The 22,242-nt window shown below is 59.7% G+C and carries 21 protein-coding genes and 3 pseudogenes; 11 read left to right on the forward strand and 13 right to left on the reverse strand.

Features of this window, described 5'->3' with window-relative positions:
• Nucleotides 1–2 precede the first annotated feature (2 nt).
• From LPU83_RS60605 to LPU83_RS60620, 4 genes are read left to right on the forward strand one after another with little or no spacing between them, the layout of a single operon-like run.
• On the forward strand, nt 3–935 hold the full coding sequence (locus tag LPU83_RS60605; RefSeq protein ID WP_024314984.1) for a carbohydrate ABC transporter permease: 933 nt from the start codon (nt 3–5) through the stop codon (nt 933–935).
• Nucleotides 925–1,767, forward strand: coding sequence for a carbohydrate ABC transporter permease (locus LPU83_RS60610; protein WP_024314985.1), 843 nt, complete (start codon nt 925–927; stop codon nt 1,765–1,767). Before LPU83_RS60605 ends, LPU83_RS60610 begins: the two co-directional genes overlap by 11 nt.
• A gap of 19 nt (nt 1,768–1,786) precedes the next feature.
• Nucleotides 1,787–2,839, forward strand: coding sequence for an ABC transporter ATP-binding protein (locus tag LPU83_RS60615; RefSeq protein WP_024314986.1), 1,053 nt, complete (start codon nt 1,787–1,789; stop codon nt 2,837–2,839).
• Nucleotides 2,840–2,848: 9 nt separating this feature from the next.
• A complete protein-coding gene (locus LPU83_RS60620; RefSeq protein WP_024314987.1) occupies nt 2,849–3,550 on the forward strand; it encodes a hypothetical protein in 702 nt (233 codons plus the stop codon).
• 396 nt (nt 3,551–3,946) lie between these two features.
• On the opposite strand, the gene LPU83_RS60625 is transcribed toward LPU83_RS60620, so the two are convergent.
• Together LPU83_RS60625 and LPU83_RS60630 are read right to left on the reverse strand one after the other, a co-directional pair.
• Nucleotides 3,947–4,591 carry an NrsF family protein gene (locus LPU83_RS60625; protein WP_024314988.1) on the reverse strand — a complete coding sequence of 215 codons (645 nt, stop codon included), beginning with the start codon at nt 4,589–4,591 and terminating at the stop codon, nt 3,947–3,949.
• Entirely contained in the window at nt 4,588–5,136 is a 549-nt protein-coding gene (locus LPU83_RS60630) for a sigma-70 family RNA polymerase sigma factor (RefSeq protein WP_024314989.1), read from the reverse strand. Before LPU83_RS60630 ends, LPU83_RS60625 begins: the two co-directional genes overlap by 4 nt.
• Nucleotides 5,137–5,321: 185 nt before the next feature.
• Here LPU83_RS60630 and LPU83_RS60635 point away from each other — a divergent pair, with 185 nt between their 5' ends.
• From LPU83_RS60635 to LPU83_RS60645, 3 genes and pseudogenes are all read left to right on the forward strand, one after another.
• A complete protein-coding gene (locus LPU83_RS60635; protein ID WP_024314990.1) occupies nt 5,322–5,567 on the forward strand; it encodes a pentapeptide MXKDX repeat protein in 246 nt (81 codons plus the stop codon).
• A gap of 86 nt (nt 5,568–5,653) precedes the next feature.
• A pseudogene (locus tag LPU83_RS60640) lies at nt 5,654–6,496 on the forward strand (cytochrome b/b6 domain-containing protein).
• Nucleotides 6,493–7,269, forward strand: a complete 777-nt coding sequence (locus LPU83_RS60645) for a molybdopterin-dependent oxidoreductase (protein WP_024314992.1) — start codon at nt 6,493–6,495, stop codon at nt 7,267–7,269. Before LPU83_RS60640 ends, LPU83_RS60645 begins: the two are co-directional and overlap by 4 nt.
• A gap of 278 nt (nt 7,270–7,547) precedes the next feature.
• On the opposite strand, the gene LPU83_RS60650 is transcribed toward LPU83_RS60645, so the two are convergent.
• Nucleotides 7,548–8,669, reverse strand: a complete 1,122-nt coding sequence (locus LPU83_RS60650) for an OpgC family protein (protein WP_029710024.1) — start codon at nt 8,667–8,669, stop codon at nt 7,548–7,550.
• Nucleotides 8,670–8,943: 274 nt separating this feature from the next.
• Here LPU83_RS60650 and LPU83_RS60655 point away from each other — a divergent pair, with 274 nt between their 5' ends.
• Together LPU83_RS60655 and LPU83_RS60660 are read left to right on the forward strand one after the other, a co-directional pair.
• Complete coding sequence (locus tag LPU83_RS60655; protein ID WP_082321281.1) at nt 8,944–9,141, forward strand: hypothetical protein; 198 nt, start codon at nt 8,944–8,946, stop codon at nt 9,139–9,141.
• 120 nt (nt 9,142–9,261) lie between these two features.
• Nucleotides 9,262–9,729, forward strand: coding sequence for an MEKHLA domain-containing protein (locus tag LPU83_RS60660; RefSeq protein WP_024314993.1), 468 nt, complete (start codon nt 9,262–9,264; stop codon nt 9,727–9,729).
• A gap of 46 nt (nt 9,730–9,775) precedes the next feature.
• Here LPU83_RS60660 and LPU83_RS60665 read toward each other — a convergent pair whose 3' ends face one another.
• Entirely contained in the window at nt 9,776–10,291 is a 516-nt protein-coding gene (locus LPU83_RS60665) for a ribonuclease H family protein (RefSeq protein WP_029710025.1), read from the reverse strand.
• Between the two features lie 166 nt (nt 10,292–10,457).
• Between LPU83_RS60665 and LPU83_RS60670 the strand changes: the two genes are divergently transcribed.
• Nucleotides 10,458–10,796: a hypothetical protein gene (locus tag LPU83_RS60670; protein ID WP_024314995.1), complete on the forward strand. Its 339-nt coding sequence runs from the start codon at nt 10,458–10,460 to the stop codon at nt 10,794–10,796.
• Nucleotides 10,797–10,965: 169 nt separating this feature from the next.
• On the opposite strand, the gene LPU83_RS60675 is transcribed toward LPU83_RS60670, so the two are convergent.
• A complete protein-coding gene (locus tag LPU83_RS60675; RefSeq protein ID WP_024314996.1) occupies nt 10,966–11,169 on the reverse strand; it encodes a hypothetical protein in 204 nt (67 codons plus the stop codon).
• A 305-nt stretch (nt 11,170–11,474) separates the two neighbouring features.
• Between LPU83_RS60675 and LPU83_RS60680 the strand changes: the two genes are divergently transcribed.
• A complete protein-coding gene (locus LPU83_RS60680) occupies nt 11,475–13,259 on the forward strand; it encodes a gamma-glutamyltransferase family protein (RefSeq protein ID WP_024314997.1) in 1,785 nt (594 codons plus the stop codon).
• 427 nt (nt 13,260–13,686) lie between these two features.
• Here LPU83_RS60680 and LPU83_RS60690 read toward each other — a convergent pair.
• The 8 genes and pseudogenes from LPU83_RS60690 to LPU83_RS60725 all read right to left on the reverse strand — a co-directional run.
• Nucleotides 13,687–14,140, reverse strand: a pseudogene (locus tag LPU83_RS60690) (RES family NAD+ phosphorylase); the annotation flags it as partial.
• Between the two features lie 31 nt (nt 14,141–14,171).
• Nucleotides 14,172–15,554, reverse strand: a complete 1,383-nt coding sequence (locus LPU83_RS60695; RefSeq protein ID WP_037068948.1) for an IS701 family transposase — start codon at nt 15,552–15,554, stop codon at nt 14,172–14,174.
• A 119-nt stretch (nt 15,555–15,673) separates the two neighbouring features.
• Nucleotides 15,674–15,808: pseudogene (locus LPU83_RS60700) on the reverse strand (antitoxin); the annotation flags it as partial.
• Nucleotides 15,809–16,083: 275 nt separating this feature from the next.
• Nucleotides 16,084–17,475 carry an LLM class flavin-dependent oxidoreductase gene (locus LPU83_RS60705; RefSeq protein WP_024314999.1) on the reverse strand — a complete coding sequence of 464 codons (1,392 nt, stop codon included), beginning with the start codon at nt 17,473–17,475 and terminating at the stop codon, nt 16,084–16,086.
• A 35-nt stretch (nt 17,476–17,510) separates the two neighbouring features.
• Complete coding sequence (locus tag LPU83_RS60710; RefSeq protein ID WP_024315000.1) at nt 17,511–18,488, reverse strand: ABC transporter permease; 978 nt, start codon at nt 18,486–18,488, stop codon at nt 17,511–17,513.
• A 2-nt stretch (nt 18,489–18,490) separates the two neighbouring features.
• On the reverse strand, nt 18,491–19,519 hold the full coding sequence (locus LPU83_RS60715; RefSeq protein WP_024315001.1) for an ABC transporter permease: 1,029 nt from the start codon (nt 19,517–19,519) through the stop codon (nt 18,491–18,493).
• Nucleotides 19,509–21,059, reverse strand: coding sequence for a sugar ABC transporter ATP-binding protein (locus tag LPU83_RS60720; protein WP_024315002.1), 1,551 nt, complete (start codon nt 21,057–21,059; stop codon nt 19,509–19,511). The genes LPU83_RS60715 and LPU83_RS60720 overlap by 11 nt, the downstream gene beginning before the upstream one ends.
• 64 nt (nt 21,060–21,123) lie before the next feature.
• Nucleotides 21,124–22,134 (reverse strand): sugar ABC transporter substrate-binding protein, encoded by a 1,011-nt coding sequence (locus tag LPU83_RS60725; RefSeq protein WP_024315003.1) that lies wholly within the window; start codon nt 22,132–22,134, stop codon nt 21,124–21,126.
• Nucleotides 22,135–22,242 lie beyond the last annotated feature (108 nt).

A 22,242-nucleotide genomic window follows, 5' to 3' on the forward strand; every position in this document is an offset into this window, starting at 1 on the left:
TGATGGCTGTCGCGCAGGATAACGCAATTCCGGAGCGCCGCTCCTCGTCGCCGTTCTGGACGATCGCGCGGCGTGACAGCCTCGCCGGTTTCCTCTTCATCGCCCCGCAGCTGATCGGCGTCATCGTCTTCGTGCTGATCCCGCTGGGGCTTGTCTTCTGGTATTCGCTGCACGAGTGGAACGTGCTTGCCAATACCTTCACCTATACGGGTGCGCAGAACTACCAGATGCTGATCGAGGATACCAACCTCCTCGCAGTGCTGGGCGCGACCGGCATCTTTTCCGCCGGACTCGTCGTTTTCAACCTGTCGCTGGCGCTGCTGCTAGCGGTTCTTCTGAACCAGAAGCTCGCCGGCATTACCATCTTCCGCACTCTGTTCTTTTCGCCGGTCGTCGTGTCGCTGGTCGCCTGGACGATCGTATGGGGCTTCCTGCTGCAGAAGAATGGCGGCATCAACGGCATGTTGCAGGTCCTCGGCATCGAGGGACCGAACTGGCTGCGCGAGGAAACCACCGCAATGATCTCGGTCATCGTCGTACAAGTCTTCAAGAATGTCGGCCTCAACATGATCCTGTTCCTCGCGGCGCTGCAGGGCGTGCCGAACGAACTCTATGAGGCCGCCCGCATCGATGGTGCGCCGCGCTTCAAGCAGTTCCGTCGCATCACCCTACCGCTGATCAGCCCGACCATCCTGCTTACCTCGATCATCACCATCGTCGGGTCGCTGCAGGTCTTCGCGCAGATCGCGGTGCTGACCCAGGGTGGGCCGGGCATATCGACGACGGTGCTCGTCTACTACCTCTATCAACAGGCCTTCCAGTTCCATCTCTTCGGCTACGGCTCGACTCTGTCGATCGTGCTCTTCGTGATCGTCGCCGTCCTGACCTTCGCCCAATGGCAGATGCGCAAGAGGATTGTCTTCTATGAAAGCTGAACTCTCTCCGCGTCTGAAAACGCTTCTCTACGGGCTGATGTGCGTGCTGCTCATCCCCTTCGTCTTCCCGACCTGGTGGATGGTGACATCCTCCGTGAAGCCGATCAGCGACATCTTCGCCTTTCCGCCGCGGCTCATCCCGCAGAGTTACGACTGGACGACCTACAGCAAGGTGTTCGAACTGCAGCCCTTCGTGAAGCAATACTGGAATTCGGCCTATATCGCCGCGGTTGTGACGGTTGGTACCATGGTCGTCTCCTCGATGGCGGGCTACGCTTTTGCGCGGATCAAGTTTCCCTTCGCCAACGCGATTTTCATGATCGTGTTGCTCGGCCTTCTCATTCCGTCAGAAGTGACCATCGTGCCGCTCTTCCAGATGTTCCTGAAGGCGGGCATGGTGAACACCCACTGGCCGTTGATCCTTGTGCCGATCTTCGGAGCGCCGAGCGTTTTTGCCACCTTCGTGATGCGGCAGTTTTTCGTGACACTGCCGGCGGAGCTGGAGGAGGCGGCGCGCGTCGATGGCCTCGGCCGCTTCAAGATTTTTCAAAAGATCGCACTGCCGCTGGCCAGGCCAGCGCTTGCATCGGTCGCGATCTTCACCTTCCTGCATTCCTGGAACCTGTTCCTCGAACCGATCGTGTTTCTCTCAAGTGCCGACAAGTTCACCCTGCCGCAGGCTCTCACCCAATACACCGACGCCTATGGTGGTCCCATGTGGAACATCCAGCTCGCTGCCGCAACGCTGACGGCGCTCCCCGTTCTCATCGTCTTCATCATCGCGCAGAAGCAATTCGTCGAAGGGCTCGCGCATACCGGCCTCAAGGGCTGACGAACCGGAAACCTAATTGATGGCTGAAGTTACCCTTTCCCGCGTCCGCAAGAGCTACGGCGCCATCGACATCATCCACGGCGTCGACCTCGGAATCAACGACGGCGAGTTCGTCGTACTTGTCGGTCCGTCCGGCTGCGGCAAGTCCACGCTGCTCCGGATGATCGCCGGGCTTGAGACGATCACCGGCGGCGACATCCGAATTGGCGGACGCGTGGTCAACGACCTCGATCCCAAGGATCGCGATATCGCCATGGTTTTCCAGAATTATGCGCTCTACCCGCATATGACGGTCGCGACGAATATGGGGTTTTCGCTGGAGCATCGCGGCACCGGCAAGGTCGCGATCGCGGAGCGGGTGAAGTGGGCGGCGGATATCCTTGGACTGTCGCATCTGCTCGACCGTTATCCGCGCCAGCTTTCGGGCGGCCAACGGCAGCGCGTCGCCATGGGCCGGGCGATCGTCCGCGACCCGCAAGTGTTTCTGTTCGACGAGCCGCTCTCGAACCTCGATGCCAAGTTGCGCGTCGTGATGCGCGGTGAAATCAAGAGCCTGCACCAGAAGCTTAAGACCACGACCATCTACGTTACCCATGACCAGGTGGAGGCGATGACCATGGCCGACACGATCGTGGTGCTGAACGGCGGCTGCGTGGAGCAGATCGGAGCTCCGCTCGATCTCTACGACCGGCCCGCCAACCAGTTCGTGGCGGGTTTCATCGGGTCGCCGGCCATGAATTTTCTGACCGGTACGATCACCTCAAGCGGTTTTGCCGCACCAGGTATCCTGCTGCCACTGCCAGAGGCGGCGCATGAGTTCAGGGACCGCAAGGTGGTCTACGGCATTCGTCCCGAGCATTTCGCCCTCGACGACAACGGCGTGCCCGCGCAAGTCATCCTCGTCGAGCCAATGGGTTCGGAAACTCAGGTGACGATGAAGCTCGGCGATACGACGGTCAGCGGCGTTTTCCGCGAGCGCGTGTCGCTGTCGCCTGGCGCGACGATCCGCCTGCGACCGGAACTCGCCAACATCCATCTCTTCGCAGCCGATGGTGGCCAGCGGATGAATTGAGGCCCCGAAATGCCTGCGTATCCTGAAACGAAACTCACCAAAGCGCTGCGCGGTGGCGACTTTCCGGTCATCGTCTCGCTTGCGCGTCATGACCTCGATCTTGCCAGGGCCGCGTTGGGGGCAGGGGCCTTTGCGCTGAAAGTGCATCTCAACGCCTATCACCGCGCGACTGGCACCACCTTCGGCAGCTATGCGCAAGAGCGACCCTTTTTCGAGAAGCTCGCCACATTGGACGTGCCGCTACTTGTCATGGCCGGGCAGGAGAATGTGCCGAGCGCGCAAGAGATGGATGAACTCGCCGATCTAGGCTTCGAGGGCTTCAACGTCTATATCAGCGACATGCAGCCGCATCTCTTGCAATCGAAGCTCCGGCCCATGCCGGCGCTCGGCGAAAAGAACACCGACGAGGAACTTCGGAAGATCCGCGCGATTCCGGGCGCGATGATGGAAGCCTCCGTTGCCGCCTTCGCGGACTACGGCAAGCCGCTCAACGAGACCGATCTCGCCCGCTACAGCGAGATCACCACCAAGGCCGGCATTCCGGTCATTGCGCCGAGCCAGAAGAACTTCACGCCCGAGGACATGCCGAAGCTGAAGGCGGCAGGCATCGCCGCACCGCTGCTCGGCGTCATCGTCACCGGCACGACGCCGGAAAGCATGGAAGCCGCCGTTCGGCTGATCGTGGAGAGCGCAAGGCGTTCGGCCCGCTAACCCGGTCTTGCCGGCCAGCAGTGACTTGTGGCGCACCAGATTGACCTTAATGTCGATCAAGCTCGAGCGTGCTTACGATCGTCAGGCAGGAAAGCGAGGTCCGATGAACCTCGCCCCATGCCCGAGTCAGGGAAGGCGATTTCTTCCGAGGAGATGCCGTCGCAGAATGACGCTGTCCATCCAACCTTCGGGAGTAGCGGGCAAGGCATGGGTGCGGCTCGCTGGCGATCAAGGCTGATCCGCAGTTCATGTCCTCTCAAGAGCGGGGGGTTAACGTGACCTTGTGGCCAATTCGGCGGCTTCTACCGGTTCGGTCGATTGGAGGCGAGCCGTTTTGATCGGGAGCGTTCCACTCCCGGTGCTGATGAACAGTCGTCAGGCTTAGTCTAGAAGGGTCTACCAGCGGAGCAGCCGAGGACCGGTGAAGATGCCGAGCGCGCCGGTCAGCAGGATGCCAAGTGAGTACCAGATCAGCACGAAGGGCATGCCGTTCTCGGTGCAGAACCAGGAATAGACCCAGGCGCCGGCTGCCCCTGCGGCTATACCGGCAACGAGCCCGGTTAGCCGCAGATCGATGGGTGCGCCGCCGCGCAGTGCCCAGATCGTCCCTGCATAAACGGGCATCGCGAAGCCGAATATGAGAAGCGGGCAATGGAGTGCCGAAGAACCGAGGATCAGCGCGTGGTAAGTCTCGATGGGGGCCATCATGAGCTGGATGGCTGCGACCGCGGCCATGGCGGCGAAGATCGTGGTAAGCAAACCGAAAAAGCGACCTTCAGAACCGTCGGGGCGGTAAAGCTGATAGAGAGTGAGGAAGGACGCCACGGCAATCAATGCATTATAGATCGATTTGATCCAGAAGACTGGCAGCATCAGCACTTCGGGCATATCGACCCGCAGACCGAGGATGGTCAGCATCAGCAGCAGGGAGAGCCCGAGGGCCGGAGCTATGCCAACCGCGAAGCGGCGCCATGGCGCATTGCGCGGCACCGGCTTCAGGTCGCTGACCAGGCTTTCGATGATGTCGTCCATCTTTGTCACGATGCGCCTCGCAATCTCTCCCCGAGCGCCTTGAGTGCCCGATGGATGCTGACTTTTACCGCTGATTCAGACTGCCCGGTGCGGTTTGCCGTGTCGGCGACCGACTGGCCCTCCAGTTTCACCTGCCGGATCAGCTCCCGCTGTTTCGGTGACAACCCGTCGAGCAATCGCTCGACATCCATGCGGGCGGTCAGCGTATCCTCGCTGAAGTCACTTTCGATCTCCTCGCCAAGCTCGGTTTCGGTCAGCCGACGTCCACCGCGGCCGCGATGATGGTCTATCAGCTTGTAGCGGGCGATCGAGAAGAACCAGGCCGTGAAGGGTCTTTTTCGGTCGTAAGTGGACCGGCGAGAATGCAGTGCCAGCAATGTCTCCTGGACCAGGTCTTCCATATCCGCTTTCGTCGCCGCAGCCATCCTGCGGCTGTAGTAACCGACAAGCAGCACGCGCAAAGCGGTCAGCAAACGCCGATAGGCGGCCTCGTCCCCGTCAAGGGCCAGAAGCATCAATGCTTTCAGCGCTTCTTCCGAATAAGCAGTCGTCATGTTGTCAGCGTGTTCATTCGCAGAAGCAGCCAATCGGTTACAAGGCAGATCAAAAAATGTTTGGCATCACGGATCTATCACATGCGTGTGAGGCTGTAACGCATTTCGAGGATCTCTCGAATGGGTGGATGTGAGCCATTGGTACGCAGCCGGTGGACACGACAATCCCATTCTAGGAGAATTCCATGACCAAGCTTCTTTCCAGCCTTGCAGCCTACATGTTCGTCGTCGGGCTTTCGCTCGCCGGTGCCGCGTCGGCTGAGGACGCCATGAAGTCCGACGCGATGAAGACGGACAATATGCAGAGCAGTGCAATGTCGAAGGACGCCATGAAGTCGAGCACAAAGACGGACTGCATGCACAAGGCCGGTATGGAAAAGGACGCGATGAAAAAGGCCGACATGATGAAGGCCTGCGACGCGATGAAGTAAGCGTTTTCGTATCTCGCGGCCGCTGAAACTTTATCCGCGGCGGTCGCGTCTTCTGCTGCGAACTTTTATTCGTCCGGAGAAAAATCATGGCGACGATCGATTCCGGTAGGGAAGCTGGCCACACGCTCATCTACCGCCACAGCCTTGCTGTCCGCCTCTCGCATTGGGTAAACGTGCTTTGCCTGACCGTGCTGCTGTTCAGCGGTCTGCAGATATTCAATGCTCATCCGGCGCTCTATTGGGGCCAGTATGGAGCCGACAACGACCCTTCCTTCATTGCCATGGGGGCCGTCGAAGACGGCAACCAGGCCAAGGGGCTGACGCATGTCGGTTCTCTCACCTTCAACACGACCGGCTTCCTTGGTCTCTCGACTGTTGATGGCGAGGCGACAGCGAGGGGCTTTCCAAGCTGGCTCACCCTTCCAAGCTACCAAGACCTGTCGACCGGCCGGCGCTGGCATTTCTTTTTTGCCTGGCTGTTCGTCCTCAACGGCCTTGTCTATCTCGCCCATGGGCTGATCAGCCGGCATTTCCGCCGTGATCTCGTTCCAGCCGGCAATGAACTGACGCTCGCTCATTTGGGCGATGAGGTCGTCAACCATGCCCGGCTGCGCTTTCCGAAGGGAGCGCAGGCACGGCACTACAACACGCTGCAGAAGCTGACCTATCTCATAGTGATCTTCGTGTTGCTGCCGTTGATGATCGCCACGGGGCTCACTATGTCGCCGGGCTTCAATGCTGTGGCCCCTTGGCTGCTCGATGTCTTCGGCTGACGTCAATCGGCACGCACCATCCATTTCCTGACTGCCTTCTCGCTCGTCGCCTTCGTCGTCGTGCATGTCGCCATGGTGATCCTGTCGGGTGTCTTCAACAATCTCCGTTCGATGATCACTGGCTATTACGCCATTGAACGGGGAGGCAGACGATGAGCCGCCTTATTACCCGCCGCCGCTTCCTGATCGGTTCGACCCTGACCGCTTCTGCACTGGGCTTGAGCGGTTGCGACGCATTGGTTCAAAGCGACCGGACGAAGTCGGTCCTGAAGATCGCCGAGGGTCTCAGCATGAAGACACAGCGCTTCCTGCTCGGCGACAATGCGCTCGCCCGTGAATTCAGCGAGGCGGATCTCTCGCCTGTCTTTCGCTCGAACGGCACCAGCATGCCGGATAACCCGCGATATCTCGACTGGATGGGTCGCCAGTTCGTGAACTGGAGGCTGGAAGTCGGTGGACTGGTCGAAAAACCATCGCAGTTCTCGCTTGCGCAGCTGAAGGCGATGCCATCGCGCACACAGATCACCCGGCACGACTGCGTGGAAGGCTGGAGCGCGATCGGCAAATGGATGGGCCTCCCGCTTGGCGTCCTGCTGCAAACAGTCGGGCTGAAGCCTGAGGCGCGCTACATCGTATTCCACTGCGCGGATGAATACGAAAAGACGTTGGACGGCAACGGCTGGTACTATGAGAGTGTCGATCTGGTCGATGCCTTCCATCCGCAGACGATCCTCGCCTACTCGATGAACGGCCGCGATCTTGAAGTGGCGCATGGAGCCCCGTTGAGGCTAAGGGTCGAGCGGCAACTCGGTTACAAGCAGGCGAAATATCTGACCCGCATCGAGGCGGTCGCGGACCTCGGCCAACTTTACGGCGGCAATGGTGGTTTCTGGGAGGATCGCGGCTATGAATGGTATGCCGGGATATGAGTTCCGCGACGGGCTTTGAATCCGCATTTGCAAATGTGAGCGTAGGGAAAGCGCGTCCAGGATGATGCGGTTTCCTCACGCAGGCAAAGCAGGCGACGGCCCCACGAGCCGTCGCATTTTTATGTCGAAGGTCGCCCGCATTTATAAAAAGCGATCAAAGATCGCGCGATGTCCGGCATCGCTCGGATGGACTAACCTAGAACTCGTGGACGTCGATGAAATCACGAGCAGGTGATGAGGGCCGTGTCGTGTTGCGTTCTGAGCTTGTTGTCAAGTTTCTATGTCGCGTGCACCGGGCCGCCGCGGGAGGATATCTTGGCCTGCTGCAGGTGGTTGGCGACGCCATATTGAGCCGCCAGCCCAGCCGCGAGCGTCGCCGCGTCGAGTAGCAGCGGAACCGTATATGCCTCGCGAATGACCTGTAGAACTATGCAGATCAACGACCCCCATGCAAAGACTGCCAGTCCCTGCTTTCCAAGAAGCGTAACAGCGCCAAGGCGTGTGTCAGCGGCAATCCGCCAAAAGACCCCAAACTGTGAGATGACGTAGGTCAGGGCCAGCACGTGGAGAAGGCGGGGCAGAGGCAGGATACCCTTGTCAAAGCCAACGAGGATTGCAGGATGATCTCCCCAGTTCGTCAGATCGTAGCGTTGCCCCTGGATAACGAACAACGAGAAAGCAAGATAGGCCAGTGACGCGAACATGAGCGCCGAATTGTATCCGACGAACGTCTCTCGTCTCTTCGATGCCATACCGGCGCAAAGGCCGATGCAGAAGATCAACTGCCAGGAGAATGGATTGAGAAACCACATCCCTTCGGTCGGAAAGTTGGGAAGGTTGATGTTGTAGAGGCCCGCGACTACCCAGACGCCCACCGACACAGTCAATAGGGCGGATCGGCTGGACGAGGCGATTGCCAGAAAGACTGGTGTAGCGGCGAGCAGCAGAATGTATAGAGGCAGAATATTGAAGTAGCCGAGCTGGTGCGTCATCGCCACGACGCCAAGGGTCGTCATCCACGGAGCGCTCAGATAAGCTTCTAGGTTGACACGATCTGACAGCGCAGCGGTTCCCACGAAGTGGTGACCGCTCATGAGAATGATAACCGCCAAGCCCGTCGTCAGTAGGTGGACGCCATAGAGGTGCCGTGCGCGGCGAAGGACACGGGCAATTGCTTGCACGCGGTCCCGCGCGTAGGCACTCGAATAGGCCAGCCCGGCGGACATCCCTGACATTAACACGAAGGCTTCGGCTGCATCGGAAAAACCGAAATTCTTCGAGGTGATGCCTTCAAGGAAATTGCCCGGCACGTGATTGATGAAAATCATGACCAAGGCAACGCCACGAAAGAAATCAAGACGCGGATCACGGCCGGCCGATACAGTGGCAGGATAAGGCATTGCTAAATTGTCCCGAAGATTCATGGCGATTAGTGACGATGAACCAACGGTAGCTGCGGCTACCTGAAGGCCATATGAACGAGTGGTTCATAGTGGTTCGAGTACTGGGAGATGATCCGGGGCTCGCGCCTCACTCGTCGCGATTTGCTACACCGTGCGGCGAGCTGGTTCATTGGATATTCAGCATGCCTGCACGAGGGTTGGGCGCGGTCTTGTCGCTGGCTGTAAGCCGGTAGCCGAGTGAGTCTTCAAATCAACTATCGGTCGTGAACACATGAACGCACCTTTTGATGAAACCGCGTTGGGAAGGGAATTTGACCTTTTCGCTATTGAATTGAGCCGGTTGCCAAGATCGCCGGAGACCACGGCGTTGGAACTGCGCTTTGCTCTGTTGCGAGAAGCAGTTGCAATCCGTCTTGCCGGAGCGAGCCGATTCACTGTCGAGTTGCCGTCGTCGCTATTTGACGCCTAGACCGTTATCGGGTTGCTTTGCTTGACGGTGTGGGACCTTGTTTCCAATCCGTCATAGCTGTCCCACTTTGTGGGCGGCAATGTCCGGCGCCTACCCATACCTCGCAGAGGGAACGAAACTATGGAAGATCTGCACCCCAAGTCGGCCGGTCTGGCCACTGACTTAGAATTCTTCAAACTGTTGACCGGTAGCTTTCAGCGGCTCGTCGGCAAGCCGCTTGTTCCGTCGGAGCAAGGCCCGGACTGGCTCTATCGTGCAGCGCCTTTTGTCGTTCTGGCCCACAATACTGATCCTGATCCGCTCTTCGTTTATGCCAACATCGCCGCCCAGACGCGCTTCGGATATACGTGGGACGAGTTCACGAAGCTGCCGTCGCGATTGTCCGCTGAGGCGCCTGACCGACAGGAGCGGCAGCGGCTCCTCGATGCGGTGGCACGGCAGGGCTACATTGCCGACTACCGAGGGCTGCGCGTCACCAAATCTGGAAAGCACTTCTGGGTGGAGAATGGAATTGTTTGGCAGCTTGTCGATGAGCACGGCAGGACAAGCGGCCAGGCCGCAACTTTTTCCAGCTGGACCGACGTCTAAGTGACAGTATGGAGTTGCCCGTCTCCATTCTGACGCATCGCATGACTTAGGTCTTAAGGAGTGATCGCCGGCCTTGATCTGCGAGTTCGTCCGCCCGTTCGTTGCCATCAATTCCCGAATGACCCTTGCACCAAGCTACGGTGATGAGCGGATTTCGTGAGAGCTCACGATCAACGTTCTGCCAAAGCTCTGCATCGGCTATTTTTCGGTTTCTCGCCTTGGCATTCGCACGCACCTTCCGCCAGCCGTTGTTCTTCCAGATCGGCCTCCAGATATTGCAGCCCTTCACTGCGTAAATGGAGTCCAACCACACGGTAACCCTTTCATTGGTCCTCTCGCGATTAATCCAGCCTGCGGCGTTGAACAGGCTCAGCAACTCCATTGTGTTATTTGTGCTGTTTAACGAGCCGCCGAAGCTGAACGCGAGTTCCACGCCATTGCGGTAGACCACAAAGGCCCATCCGCCCTGACTGGAGCGGGGTTCCCAGCAACCATCCGCAAAAACATGAAGGCCGTGGCGGGGTACCCCTATCCATGTTTCAGAACTCCTTGCCGCTTCCATGCAATTGCCCGTCGTCCCAGCAGAAATCATAGGTGGAGCATTCCCTTCCCAGCCAGTTCCGCATTTCGCCGCCATTGGTGGAATCGCGCAGTATCGTTCATGAGCCGTTAATCGTGAGCGTGCGATTCGTTCGCTCGGGGTTTGCCCTCAATTAGACGGAGCAATAATGAAGAAGCTAGTCTTGTTCGCGGTCATCGTAGCAATTGTCGCCACCAGTGGCTTTGCCGTCGTCGACACGGCGTCCGCCCAGGAATGGCGAAGACCCTACTACGATAATCCGCCACCACCGCGGCGCCATCATCATCACGACAACGGCGCAGCGATTGCGGGCGGTCTGGCCGCTGGAGTGATCGGCGGATTGATTGGTGGCGCAATCGTCAACAACAGCGGTCCGCGCTACATCGATCCACCACCGCCACCGCCACGTTGCTGGTTTGAAGATCGCCGCGTGCCGAATGCCTATGACGGTGGCTGGCATATGGAGAGCCTTCGGGTCTGCAGGTAGTCGCCAGCAGCGACGACGGGTTGCCATTCCTCTCGAAACCTATCGCGGGACACACTGCGTAGGCGATGATTTGGGCGGGAACGCGGTGGGCTTGTACCGGTGCATCCATAGGGTTGCTCGAATGTTTGGCGGATGCCTCCAGAACACCATTCCGATCAGCATCAACCCTTCAGGCGACGCTCCCGTCGCGCGGAGCCCGCCCGTTTGCAAGTTGCTGAAAGGCGCGCTCCTCCGCTTCGCTCTTCCATTTTCTTACAACTTCCGCCGTGAAATTCTTCAGGATGACGAGGCGTGCTCCGATGGCAGCGCTAGCAGCGCCCTCTATCCCATTGTTCCAGCGCCAACAGGCAAAGAAGCTGCAACCGACGTCCATGGCGGCTCCCCCGGACCCTTCAAAGATTCAAGTTGGTCATGCAATTTTCACTTGTAGTTTGACGACGGCACCGAGCGTATAAAATGTATGAATTCTTTGGAAGCGTAGTCAAATCTGATATGAGACGGACATGGCTATCACCCGATGCCCCTCACGTCTGCCCACTTTTGCTTGATCGATCAGCTTGCCGGCCCAGGTCTCATTTGTCTGTTCTGCCCGGTCATCCACGCCTTTGTTTGCACGACCCTGGGATCCTGAAGACATCATAAATCGCCGGCAAGCCATATTCCTGAGGACATAATACGATGACTAGCTTCACGACACGACCGGAAATCCTCGGCACCTTCGGCGTCGTCACGTCGACCCACTGGATCGCGTCTTCGGTTGGCATGGCGATCCTGGAAAAGGGGGGCAACGCCTTCGATGCGGCTGTCGCCACTGGCTTCGTGCTGCAGATCGTCGAGCCGCATCTATGCGGCCCAGGCGGCGACATGCCCGCCATTTTCTATTCGAAGAAAAAGGACAAGGTCGAGGTCATCTGCGCCCAGGGACCGGCACCGGCCGGCGCGACGATCGAGCACTACACCTCCGAAGGCCTGAACCTGATCCCCGGCGACGGCTTGCTGGCGACGGTTATCCCCGGCGCCTTCGACGGCTGGATGCTGATGTTGCGCGATTACGGAACGATGAGCATCCGGGATATTCTCGAGCCAGCGATCTACTACGCCGAAGAGGGCCATCCCGTGCTTGCCGCGGTTTCTGCGACAATCACGAGACTGGGCGGCTTCTTCGAAAAGGAATGGCCGACTTCCCACGCAACCTGGCTGCCGGGTGGTAGCGCGCCGGAGCCGAACCGCAACTTCAAGAACCCTGTTCTGGCGGAAACTTGGAAGCGGGTGATTGCCGTGGCCGAAGCGAAGAGCGGTCGGGAAAATCAGATCGAGGCCGCCCGCGACGCCTTCTACCGGGGCTTCGTGGCCGAGGCGATCGAAAGGTTCGTCAGCACCACCGCCGTCATGGATGCGAGCGGAGCCAGGCACAAGGGCGTGCTGAACGCTAATGACATGGCAAGCTGGCGCGCCACGGTCGAGGCGCCGCAGACCTATGACTACCACGACTGGACGATTGCTAAAACGCCGGCCTGGGGCCAAGGACCTGTATTGCTGCAATCCCTGGCGCTGTTGAGAAGCCTTGATCTCGCTGCGATGGACCCGTCAGGGCCGGACTTCGTACACACCGTCATTGAAGCCATGAAGCTCGCCTTCGCCGATCGCGAAGTCTATTACGGAGATCCGAGTTTCGCGCAGATCCCCATCGAGTATCTGCTGTCGGAAAGCTATAATAGCGAACGCCGGAAACTGATCGGCGAGGGAGCTTCGCTCGAGCTGCGCCCCGGCCGCGTGCCAGGCTACAACCGCCAATTCGACGTGACCATGGCCATGCTTGCCGAAATGAGCGGCAAGGGCACGGTCTACGAGCCAACCATGTCGCATCTTCGCGAAAGACGTGGCGACACGGTGCATATCGATGTGATCGACCGCTGGGGCAACATGGTTTCAACCACGCCTTCTGGAGGCTGGCTGCAGTCTTCGCCGATCATCCCGGGCCTCGGCTTCGCACTGAACTCTCGCGCCCAGATGTTCTGGCTGAAGCCCGGACTGCCGACTTCTCTTGAGCCGGGCAAGCGACCCCGGACGACGCTCACTCCCTCGCTGGCGCTGTATCAGGGCCGGCCGACGATGGTCTTCGGCACGCCTGGCGGCGATCAGCAGGATCAGTGGCAGCTGCCTTTCTTCCTGCGCTACGTCCATCACGGAAAAAACCTACAGGCATGTATCGACATGCCGCTCTTCCACACTTCGCATTTCCCGGGTTCCTTCTACCCGCGCACCAGTTCTCCCGGCGAGATCATGGTCGAAAGCAGCGTCGGCACTTCGACGCTCGACGAGCTGCGCCGGCGTGGCCACAAGGTACAGGTTGCCGATCCTTGGACCGTGGGCCGTCTGACCGCAGCGCGCCGGGACATGGACGGTCTTCTAAGGGCCGCCGCGACCCCCCGCCTTATGCAGGCCTACGCGGTTGGCAGATAAACAATGGCTAACTAATTGGTCGCGGACTTGAGTGTTCATCGGTGAGGCAAGCAAAATCTCAATGAAAAGCGGTATTTTGACGATAGATGGCGGGACCACTACTCTCTGGGATGGCATCCAGCTTTCGGGCGGCCAACGCGCGTCTCTATGGGCAGGGCGATCATCCGCGACCTGCCAGTGTTTCTGTTCGGCGAGCCGCTCTCGAACCTCGATGCCAAGTTGTTCGTGGACGGGTCGATCGACAGGCTGAATCAGGTGCGCTTCGTGCGCTCCCAAAGGGCTTCAGCTACAGGCCAATCGTCACCTTGATTTGTTGCATCATGTTGACCGTCGCGTCGTTTCAACGTTTGTTTGTCGGCAGCGCCAGACTGGCCACGAAGTTGCCGATCACACACAGGATACACCGGCTAACGACTTCATGCCGTTGAGGGGGGTGCAGCTTGGTGTCGAGAGCGAAGGGTTCCTGCAACTTCAGCAAGTAGGAGCCTGCCGCCGCGCTCGCGATGAAACACGAGGTTCCAGCTATGGCTGGACACTGCACTCGGGATACCCACGAAACGGTGCTTCTGAAGTAGCTCGTCACCAAACGCCTGCTGTCCGGCGCTCGGAATGCCGGGGTGCAGCCAGTTGGGATTGGGCACAGTCGTGGGATCAACGACATGCATCGACGACGTGTCGGTTATGTCCGCTGCCGTCAGTACATGCGCAACTGTGTCGAGCGTACGAAAGCTCTTGTAGACGGCGACCTCTAGGATTGCCGTCGAGGGATCAACGGAACAATAGACAGCGCGCACGCCTTTGCTGTTCCAGCGTCCCCCGACCCGGTATGCGCCTTCGCCGTTATCCCATGTCGCGGCGCAACCTGCCTGATCAAACCGCACGCGGGCAGTCCGCTAAGCTCGACTTTGTACATTATGCAGCGAAGCAAAGTGCTTGTGTCATCCGCTTGAGGCGGCTTGGTTGAGTTTCAGGAATGTCCGGGTCTGGCGGGTGCTGTCGATAAATATCCTGATCCCACAGGATCATGCGAACCGCACCGATGGCATCGGAGAAGGTGAACTCTGTTTTCTTGTACCAGGCGGCGGCATAGGGAAGGACGCCATGACCGAGCAGATCGCATGCCCAGAGTGTGACGAGGCTGTAGAGCGCCAGCAGCGACGGGGTCGTGCGCATGATGGCTTTGTCGTTCCACTGCCGTTGGGTTTCCACGCCAAGATGCGCTCGCGTTTCGGCGAAGGTGACCTCGATCTGCCAGCGCCGAACGAAATAGGCAATGATCTGAGCGGGCTCAAGGTTGACGTTGGTGCTCATGAACGCCTGGGGTTCACGACGGCCTGATGGATCGCGAACGAGAACCCAGCGAATTGGTCTTGGGGGCGTTCCACGCCGATACCAGAGGCCGGTTCCTGATGTGACATCAAGGGTTTTGTCGGTTTGCTTGCCGTACCAGGACGATGCGACGATGCGCTGCCACTCGGTCTTTGCGTCTTTGAGGAGCGTTTTCAGTTTCGGCAATGGCCTGCCTTTTTGCGCCGGTCGCCCGAGCGTATGTTCGTGCCGTTGATCTGGTGGAGCAAAGAGACTGGCATCCAGACGCAACCGCGTGATGAGAGTGGCCGTGTCGGGAAGAGCCGCAGCCAGTGTATGAACGGCAAAGCTGCTATCGCCGACAAAGATGATTTCGCGGCCCGGCAGCCAGCGGCAAAGCTGCAAGACGCCTTGCCTTGCCCAATCAGTCAGCAGCTTGTGCTTTCGGCCCTTCTTCTGATCATGGCGCTCAGAGGGACACAGGATCGTCAGCACCGGCAGGGCTTTAATACATTTTGCCCATGGGACAGGTGAAAGAACCATGAAGCTCAACCATCTCAAGCCGCTGGCTTTGACAAAGTGGCCATGGCTGGAGCGCACCGGGTCACGATAAATTCCACGCGCGGCGATGCGTTGGCCCCAACGCCGTTCGATTGTATCATCCATGCCAATCACGACAGGGCCCTCGGGCACGAGCCGGGCAACAATGATGGACAGCAGACGGGCCGCCAACGTGCGAGGGTTCCAGCGGGCTCGGTTGAGGAGTTGATGATAGGCGGCAAAATTACTTACCTCCGCGCGTCCGGTGATGCGCAGGCAGGCCGTCACCGTTCGCTTGCCAGGCGAAAGGAGCGCACCCATCACCAGGACCAGCAGATGCTCCCAGCTTGGCGCGGTAAACCAGAAACGAAACGGCGACAGCCATTTGCGAAGGATGTGGGGGACCGCGTCTCCCGGCTCACGGCTACAATCATGTTGTTCGCTCATCCATTCGTTCGAATCCGATCAAACGAATGGCGCAAGGCCGGGACCCTGCGGCGAATTGATTCACCCAGGGCTGCTCAGATGCCCCCGAAATCACCACCGATTTTGTACAAAGTCGAGCTAAGAAGCAGTTCGTGGGCGTTGAGAGCGTTCGTTAAGCGACGAGAAAGCGTGCGGGCTCCACCGAGCAGTTCCACGACTTTCTGCAGTTCCCCGCCTTGTTTTTCGGAAGAGACCTTTATCGTTGCGACCGCCATGATAAGCTCCTATGTCATCTGTCGTAATACACGTGACAGTTGTCATGGGTTTTTTCAAGGGACGCAGAGACGGCCCTTCGATTTCCCAGTCTTCCCCGCCGATCAGAGCGAAATCGCGCCCTGCTCGACCTGCCTTAGCGCTTCCTCAATTTTGATCGGCTTCCGGACCATATAATCGCAACCTGATCGCAGCGCAGGGGACGCGACCAAATGAACAGAGTGTGGGTTTGAGCGTGCCGAGATCTTGACCATCGAGGTGCGTGGGACTCAAACCTCTAAACCGCGAGGCGCGTCGGCTCAGATCCAAGATTGCGGTAGACCGCGCCGGGATGCGGGACCGCGAGGCGCGGGCCTTTTCCACCAAGCTTTTCGCGCAGGGTGCCCTGGCGATATTCGGTCTTGTAGACGCCGCGCCTCTGCAATTCCGGCACGAGAAGGTCGACCGCGTCCTCAAAGCTTTCCGGCGTTATCGCATAGGCGAGATTGAAGCCGTCGACATCGGTATCGTCGACCCATTCCTGCATCAGATCGGCGACCGTAGAGGGCGAGCCGACAAAGACAGGGCCGAAGCCGCCGACGCCCACCCAGTCCGCCATCTCCCGAACCGTCCATTCCCTGTCGGGATCGATGGTCGTGAAGGTTTCGACGGCCGATTGCACGGCATTTGTATAGCGGTGGCGCAGCACCTCATCGGGGCCAAACTGGCCGAAGTCGATGCCTGTCCAGCCGGAGATCAGCGTCAACGCCCCCTCGAATGAAGCGTATTTGCGGTATTCGTTGAACTTTCGCTGTGCCTCGGCATCCGTTTCGCCGACCACGACGGTCTGCAGATTGAAGGCAAGGATCTCCCGGGGATTGCGGCCGACACGTTCGGCCGCTTGCCGCACATTGGCGACATAGCGTTTGAGTACGGCCTTGGACGGGGCTGCGACGAAAATGCATTCGGCATGGGCGCCGGCGAAATCCTTGCCGCGGCTGGAGGCGCCGGCCTGGTAGAGCACGGGCGTGCGCTGCGGCGACGGCTCGCTGAGATGAATGCCAGGAACGGTGAAATGCTTCCCGGCGTGACGGATAGGGTGGACCTTCTGCGGATGGGTGAAGATGCCCTTTTCCCGATCACGCACCACGGCACCGTCTTCCCAGCTTCCCTCCCACAGCTTGTAGCAGACCTCAAGATACTCTTCGGCAAGCTCGTAGCGGTCGTCGTGGTTCGTCTGGGCGGGCTGGCCGACGTTGAGCGCACCGCTGTTGAGATAGGACGTGACGATGTTCCAGCCGACCCGGCCTTTGGTGAGATGGTCGAGCGTTGAGATGCGCCGGGCGAACGTATAGGGATGCTCGAAGGAGAGCGACGCCGTGAGGCCAAAGCCTAGATGTTCGGTCTCATAAGACATTGTCGGGATAAGCTGCAGCGGATCGTTGACCGGCACCTGGGCAGAATGGCGCAGTGCCGCATCGACATTGCCGTTCAGCACGTCGTAGACGCCGAGCACATCGGCTATGAAGAGCCCGTCGAACTTGCCGCGCTCCAGCGTCTTTGCCAGATGCACCCAATAATCGAGATCTTTGTAGGTCCATGACTTGTCGCGTGGATGGCGCCAGAGTCCTGGAGACTGGTGTCCGACGCAGTTCATGTCAAAGGCGTTCAGCCTGATTTCTCGGCTCATGTCATTGTTCCTGCATGTTTTCGATTGGACCTCGCTCAGGCGTCGGCCGCTTTCCTGTTGATGAAGCTGAAGGCCAGCACCGCGAATATGAGGGTGCCGGTGGCAACCTGCTGCCAGTAAAAATTGAGGCCTGTCAGAAGCAGTCCGTTGGCAACGATGCTGAGGAGCAGGACGCCGAGGACGGTGCCGGCGACATTCGGGCGCCCGAGCGGCGAGAATGTCGTGCCGATGAAGGTGGCGCCGATCGCACTCAGCAGAAAGGCATTGCCGGAAGAGGGGATATAGACCGTGACGGTTGCCGTCAGGATGATGCCCGCGACCGCCGCGATGATCCCGGCGAGGATGAAGGTCGCGGCAACATGAGGGCCACGGCCGACCCCTGAATAGCGTACGACGCTTGGCTGAATGCCGATCGAAAGCACGACACGGCCGAACCGCGTCCGGGAAAGGAGCACCGAGACGCCGGCAATGATGAGAGCGGCGATCAAGAGTGGCACCGGCACGCCCGCGATAACCCCGTGCCCCAGAAAACGGAAGGCCTCCGGCACGCCCGCGGGCGGCAGGTAGACCGGATTGCCGCCGTTCGTCAGAAGCTGCTGGATGCTGCGCCCGATGAACAAGGTGCCGAGCGTTGCCAGAAACGGCGACACGCCGATCGCCGAGATCAGGATGGCATTGAAGGCACCGACGACGGCACCTGCCGCGAGCCCGCCCAGAAGTGCAACGGCGATCGGCTCGCCGGTAAGTACGAGGGAAACGAAGGCGAAGCTTGCGAAGTCCACCGCGGTGCCGACCGAAAGATCGATGCCGCCGGCCGAAACCGTCAGGGTCATGGCGATCGAGACGATCGCGAGCAAGGTGAAATTGTTGACCAGAATGCCCTGCAGGTTGCCCAAAGTGGGGAAGGTCGGTGCGGCTGCTGAGAAGATCGAGAAGACGACGACGAGGGCCAGTATGAGGCCGTATCTAGCCAAGCCTGCGGCGTATCGCCCGGCAAATGTCGAGGCGGACATGGTCAGATCTCCCGTTTACGCAACAGCGTCGTGGCCGAGACGACGATCAGGATCAGGAGACCCTGGACGCCGCTGACGAGCGTGCTCGGCAGGTTCAGAAGCTGGAAGCCATTGATGAGGAAGCCGACGAAGAGAGCGGAAACCAGTGTTCCGGTGATCGTCGGAACGAGGCGGCGCGAGAAGACCGAGCCAAGCAGCGCAATGACGACGACCGGCAGCAACATCTCGCCCGAACCGGTGGTGCTGCCACTGAGATAGGAGACGGAGAGAATGCCGGCGAAGCCGCCGCACAGACCGCTGACGACGAAGGCTCCCGCAAGCAACCGCTTGAGCGGCAGGCCTGCGGCACGGGCTGCATCCGGGAACTCGCCGGCGGCATAAAGTCTCAGTCCCAGCGGGGTGTATTGGACGATCGCCGCTGCAAGCGCGGTGAAGCCCATCAGGACATAGGCAAGGACTGGAATGCCGAAGCCGTCGGACGCCGACATCGCGGTCAGGAAATCCGTCGAGGCGGGGACGACGGTGTTCTGGGTCAGGACCAGCTCGAGGCCGGCGACAACGTTCATGACGGCAAGCGTTGCCAGGAGAGGCACGATGCCGGCAAAGACCACGGCTGCCGCATTGACCGCGCCGATTGCAAGTCCCGTGAAAAGCGCGCCGCCTGCTGCGGTGAGATCGCCGTATCCGAGCTGGATCAGCGTCGCATAGGTCGCAGCGCTGAGCCCCATATTGGCGGCAAGCGACAGATCGATGCCGCCGGTGACGACGTTCGATCCACCGGCGATGAGCACGATTGTGAGGCCGATCGCCAGGACGCCTGCGATGGCCGATTGGCCAAGGACATTGCCGATATTGCCAATCGTCAGGAAATAGGGGGCGGTAAGCGAGAACACGACGAGAATCGACGCAAAGGCGAGCAGCGAACCGACGCGGAGCGCCGAAGCTGCGACCCTGCCCTTACCAGCCCTTACCCGGGGCAAATGCCTGGTCGAAGCAGCGGGGAGGGAGGCAAACTGGACGTCAGCCGACATGGCGCAATCCTTCCGAAGCGCCGGTCGAGGCCGCCAGCACTTCATCCGTTGTGGTCTTCGAGGAGACGAGCTCGCGGATCACGTGGCCGCGGAAAAACACGAGAATGCGGTCGGTCATGCCTACAAGCTCGGGTAGATCCGACGAGAGCACGATGACGCCGGCACCACGAGCAGCTAGCTCGCCGATCAGCGAGTAGATCTCGACCTTGGAGCCGATGTCGACCCCAACGGTCGGTTCGTCGAGAAGGTAGATCTCCGATTGGCGGCTAAGCCACTTGGCTATCGCCACCTTCTGCTGATTGCCGCCGGACAGCGTGCGAACCAGCGTGTCGCGGCCCGCGGTCTTGATCTGCAGGCGCTTGATGAGGTCGTCGGTATCGGCGCGCTCACGTCTTCCCTCCAGGAATCCGAAGCGCGTATATCGGGCAAGGCTCGATAGGGTGATGTTTTCGCTTAGGCTGAGATCAAGGCCGACGCCATGGCCGCGCCGGTCCTCAGGCACCAGCCCAAGCTGCCGGTCGACCGCCTGCACGGGATTGCGCGGTTGCGCCGTCTTGCCCGCGATCTCGATCACACCGGATGCCGCCTGCTGAAGTCCGAAGAGCGTGCGCACAATGTCCTTGGCCCCCGAACCCAGCAGCCCGGTGATGCCGAGGACCTCTCCGCGGCGCAGCGAAAAGCTGATGTTGTTGAAGCGGTTCGGTGCCGAAAGGGCTTGGACTTTAAGAACTTCCTCGCCGAGCTCTACCTGGCGTTTCGGGAACATCTCGGTGATGTCGCGCTCGATCATCAGGCTGGCGATCGCCTTTGCAGACGTCTGGCTGATCTCCAGGCAGGCAACATCGACGCCGTTGCGCAACACCGTCACATGGTCGCACAGTTCCTCGATCTCGTTCAGATAATGGGAGATGTAGATGATGGTCACGCCCTCGCTGCAAAGGCGGCGGATCAGGCGGAAGAGAATTTCGGCCTCACGACGGACAAGTGCCGCAGTTGGCTCATCGAAGACCAGCACTTTGGGCTGATGAAGCAGTGCGCGGGTGATCTGGACGATCTGGCGCTCGGCGGTGGAAAGCTCGCCGATCAAGGCATCCTTGGGCAGCTCCACGCCAAAATAGTTGGCGAGAATTTCTTCCGCGCGCCGCTGCATGGCGCGGCGATTGAGAAACGGTGTACCGGCTACGCGGGCCTCCCGTCCGAGAAACAGGGCTTCTCCGATCGTGAAGGTGGGTACCAGCAGCCGATCCTGATGGATGAAATGAATGCCGAGTGCCTCGCACAGATGCGGCGTCAGCCGATCGTATGGCTTGCTTTCGATCTCGATCAGCCCCTCGTCCGGCGTGTGCAGGCCGGCAAGAATCTTGATGAGCGTCGACTTACCGGCTCCGTTCTGTCCGACAAGCCCGTGCACGGTGCCGCGGCGAACGGCAAGCGCGGCGCCGGCAAGCGCCTGCGCGCCTCCGAAGTGCTTCACGACATGGTCGAGGCGAATGATGTACTCGTCATTCTCGATTGTTTGCGCGATGGCGGATGCGGTCATGTTGCAGGCTGCTCACAAGAGAAATGGGAGCGATGCGGCGGGTGCCGCATCGCCAGGACCGGTGTCAGCCGATACCGAGCTTCTTGATGATCTCGCCAACATTGTCCTTGTTCGCGAGGAGTGCCGGTACATAGGTTTCGCGCGGCAGGCTCTGGCCGGCGAGAAGCCTGGCAACGTTGCGAACCGCGACCCGGCCGATCTCGGCCGGCTGCTGGGCTGCATCTGCGCCTGCAGGGGAGTTCGGATCGGCAACGAGCTGGAGAACTTCCGGGCTGCCATCGACGCCATAGGTGCGGATTTCGTTGCGGCCGGCTGCGGCGATCGCCTGGGTGGCGCCGAGCTGCGGGATATCCCAGGCCGACCAGACGGCCTTGATCGAGCCCTTGTCCGGATACTTGTTGAGGATCGCGGTGATCTGCGTGAACGCGTCCTGAACCGTATTGGGGATGACGTCGCGCAGCTCCGGCTGAAGGATTTTCGCCTTCGGGAAGTATTTGATGACGTTGACGAGCTGGTCATAGCGGATTGCGCAGGGTGTTACGCCATAAAAGCCGTTGAAGACGACGATGTTGCCTTCGCCTCCGATGTCGGAGACGAGCTGCAGGGCGAGGTCTTTGCCGATGTCCCAGTTGTCGGAGGTCGTATTGTTGATCGAGTTGGTCGAACCGACGTCGACGGTCAGGACGGGAATGCCTGCGTCGCGAGCTTTCTTAAGCCAGGGATCGATGACGCTGAGTGTGCCGAGGATCTGTACGAGGGCGTCCGGCTTCTGGGCGACGAGCGTCTGGAGCTGGGCGATCAGCTTGCCGTCATTGCGGCCGGCATCGACCGCAATCGGCTCGCCGCCCAGCCGCTTCACCTCTTCGATCTGGGCGTTATAAACCTGAAGGTCGAAATAGTGGTCGGTGCCCGTGGCGCTGATCGCGACGCGCTTGCCCTTCAGTGAAAGACCGTCGTCTGCGGCACTTGCCTGTCCGCCGGCGGAGACGCCTGTCCCTGCAAATGTCGCCCCGGCGACCGCCGCGAGCTTCAAGATCTCCCGGCGCCCGAAGCCCGGTCCACGTCCCTCATTCATGAATAACCCTCTCGTTTCGTGTAGTCCACAAATTATATAGATTTATGTTGCAAAGGAGGAACGTTATTCCAAAAGCGATGCCTGCCAGGAAAATTTCGCAAGCCCGGT

Source organism: Rhizobium favelukesii (assembly GCF_000577275.2).
Lineage (GTDB): Bacteria > Pseudomonadota > Alphaproteobacteria > Rhizobiales > Rhizobiaceae > Rhizobium > Rhizobium favelukesii.

Excerpts from the sequence above, each read along its gene's own strand:
- LPU83_RS60610 (WP_024314985.1), top strand. The coding sequence starts at position 925 with ATGAAAGCTGAACTCTCTCCGCGTCTGAAAACGCTTCTCTACGGGCTG.
- LPU83_RS60650 (WP_029710024.1), bottom strand. The coding sequence starts at position 8,669 with ATGCCTTATCCTGCCACTGTATCGGCCGGCCGTGATCCGCGTCTTGAT.
- LPU83_RS60655 (WP_082321281.1), top strand. The coding sequence starts at position 8,944 with ATGAACGCACCTTTTGATGAAACCGCGTTGGGAAGGGAATTTGACCTT.
- LPU83_RS60660 (WP_024314993.1), top strand. The coding sequence starts at position 9,262 with ATGGAAGATCTGCACCCCAAGTCGGCCGGTCTGGCCACTGACTTAGAA.
- LPU83_RS60645 (WP_024314992.1), top strand. The coding sequence starts at position 6,493 with ATGAGCCGCCTTATTACCCGCCGCCGCTTCCTGATCGGTTCGACCCTG.
- LPU83_RS60715 (WP_024315001.1), bottom strand. The coding sequence starts at position 19,519 with ATGTCGGCTGACGTCCAGTTTGCCTCCCTCCCCGCTGCTTCGACCAGG.
- LPU83_RS60615 (WP_024314986.1), top strand. The coding sequence starts at position 1,787 with ATGGCTGAAGTTACCCTTTCCCGCGTCCGCAAGAGCTACGGCGCCATC.
- LPU83_RS60725 (WP_024315003.1), bottom strand. The coding sequence starts at position 22,134 with ATGAATGAGGGACGTGGACCGGGCTTCGGGCGCCGGGAGATCTTGAAG.
- LPU83_RS60670 (WP_024314995.1), top strand. The coding sequence starts at position 10,458 with ATGAAGAAGCTAGTCTTGTTCGCGGTCATCGTAGCAATTGTCGCCACC.
- LPU83_RS60605 (WP_024314984.1), top strand. The coding sequence starts at position 3 with ATGGCTGTCGCGCAGGATAACGCAATTCCGGAGCGCCGCTCCTCGTCG.
- LPU83_RS60675 (WP_024314996.1), bottom strand. The coding sequence starts at position 11,169 with ATGGACGTCGGTTGCAGCTTCTTTGCCTGTTGGCGCTGGAACAATGGG.
- LPU83_RS60720 (WP_024315002.1), bottom strand. The coding sequence starts at position 21,059 with ATGACCGCATCCGCCATCGCGCAAACAATCGAGAATGACGAGTACATC.
- LPU83_RS60665 (WP_029710025.1), bottom strand. The coding sequence starts at position 10,291 with ATGGAAGCGGCAAGGAGTTCTGAAACATGGATAGGGGTACCCCGCCAC.
- LPU83_RS60630 (WP_024314989.1), bottom strand. The coding sequence starts at position 5,136 with ATGACGACTGCTTATTCGGAAGAAGCGCTGAAAGCATTGATGCTTCTG.
- LPU83_RS60635 (WP_024314990.1), top strand. The coding sequence starts at position 5,322 with ATGACCAAGCTTCTTTCCAGCCTTGCAGCCTACATGTTCGTCGTCGGG.
- LPU83_RS60705 (WP_024314999.1), bottom strand. The coding sequence starts at position 17,475 with ATGAGCCGAGAAATCAGGCTGAACGCCTTTGACATGAACTGCGTCGGA.
- LPU83_RS60710 (WP_024315000.1), bottom strand. The coding sequence starts at position 18,488 with ATGTCCGCCTCGACATTTGCCGGGCGATACGCCGCAGGCTTGGCTAGA.
- LPU83_RS60680 (WP_024314997.1), top strand. The coding sequence starts at position 11,475 with ATGACTAGCTTCACGACACGACCGGAAATCCTCGGCACCTTCGGCGTC.
- LPU83_RS60620 (WP_024314987.1), top strand. The coding sequence starts at position 2,849 with ATGCCTGCGTATCCTGAAACGAAACTCACCAAAGCGCTGCGCGGTGGC.
- LPU83_RS60695 (WP_037068948.1), bottom strand. The coding sequence starts at position 15,554 with ATGAGCGAACAACATGATTGTAGCCGTGAGCCGGGAGACGCGGTCCCC.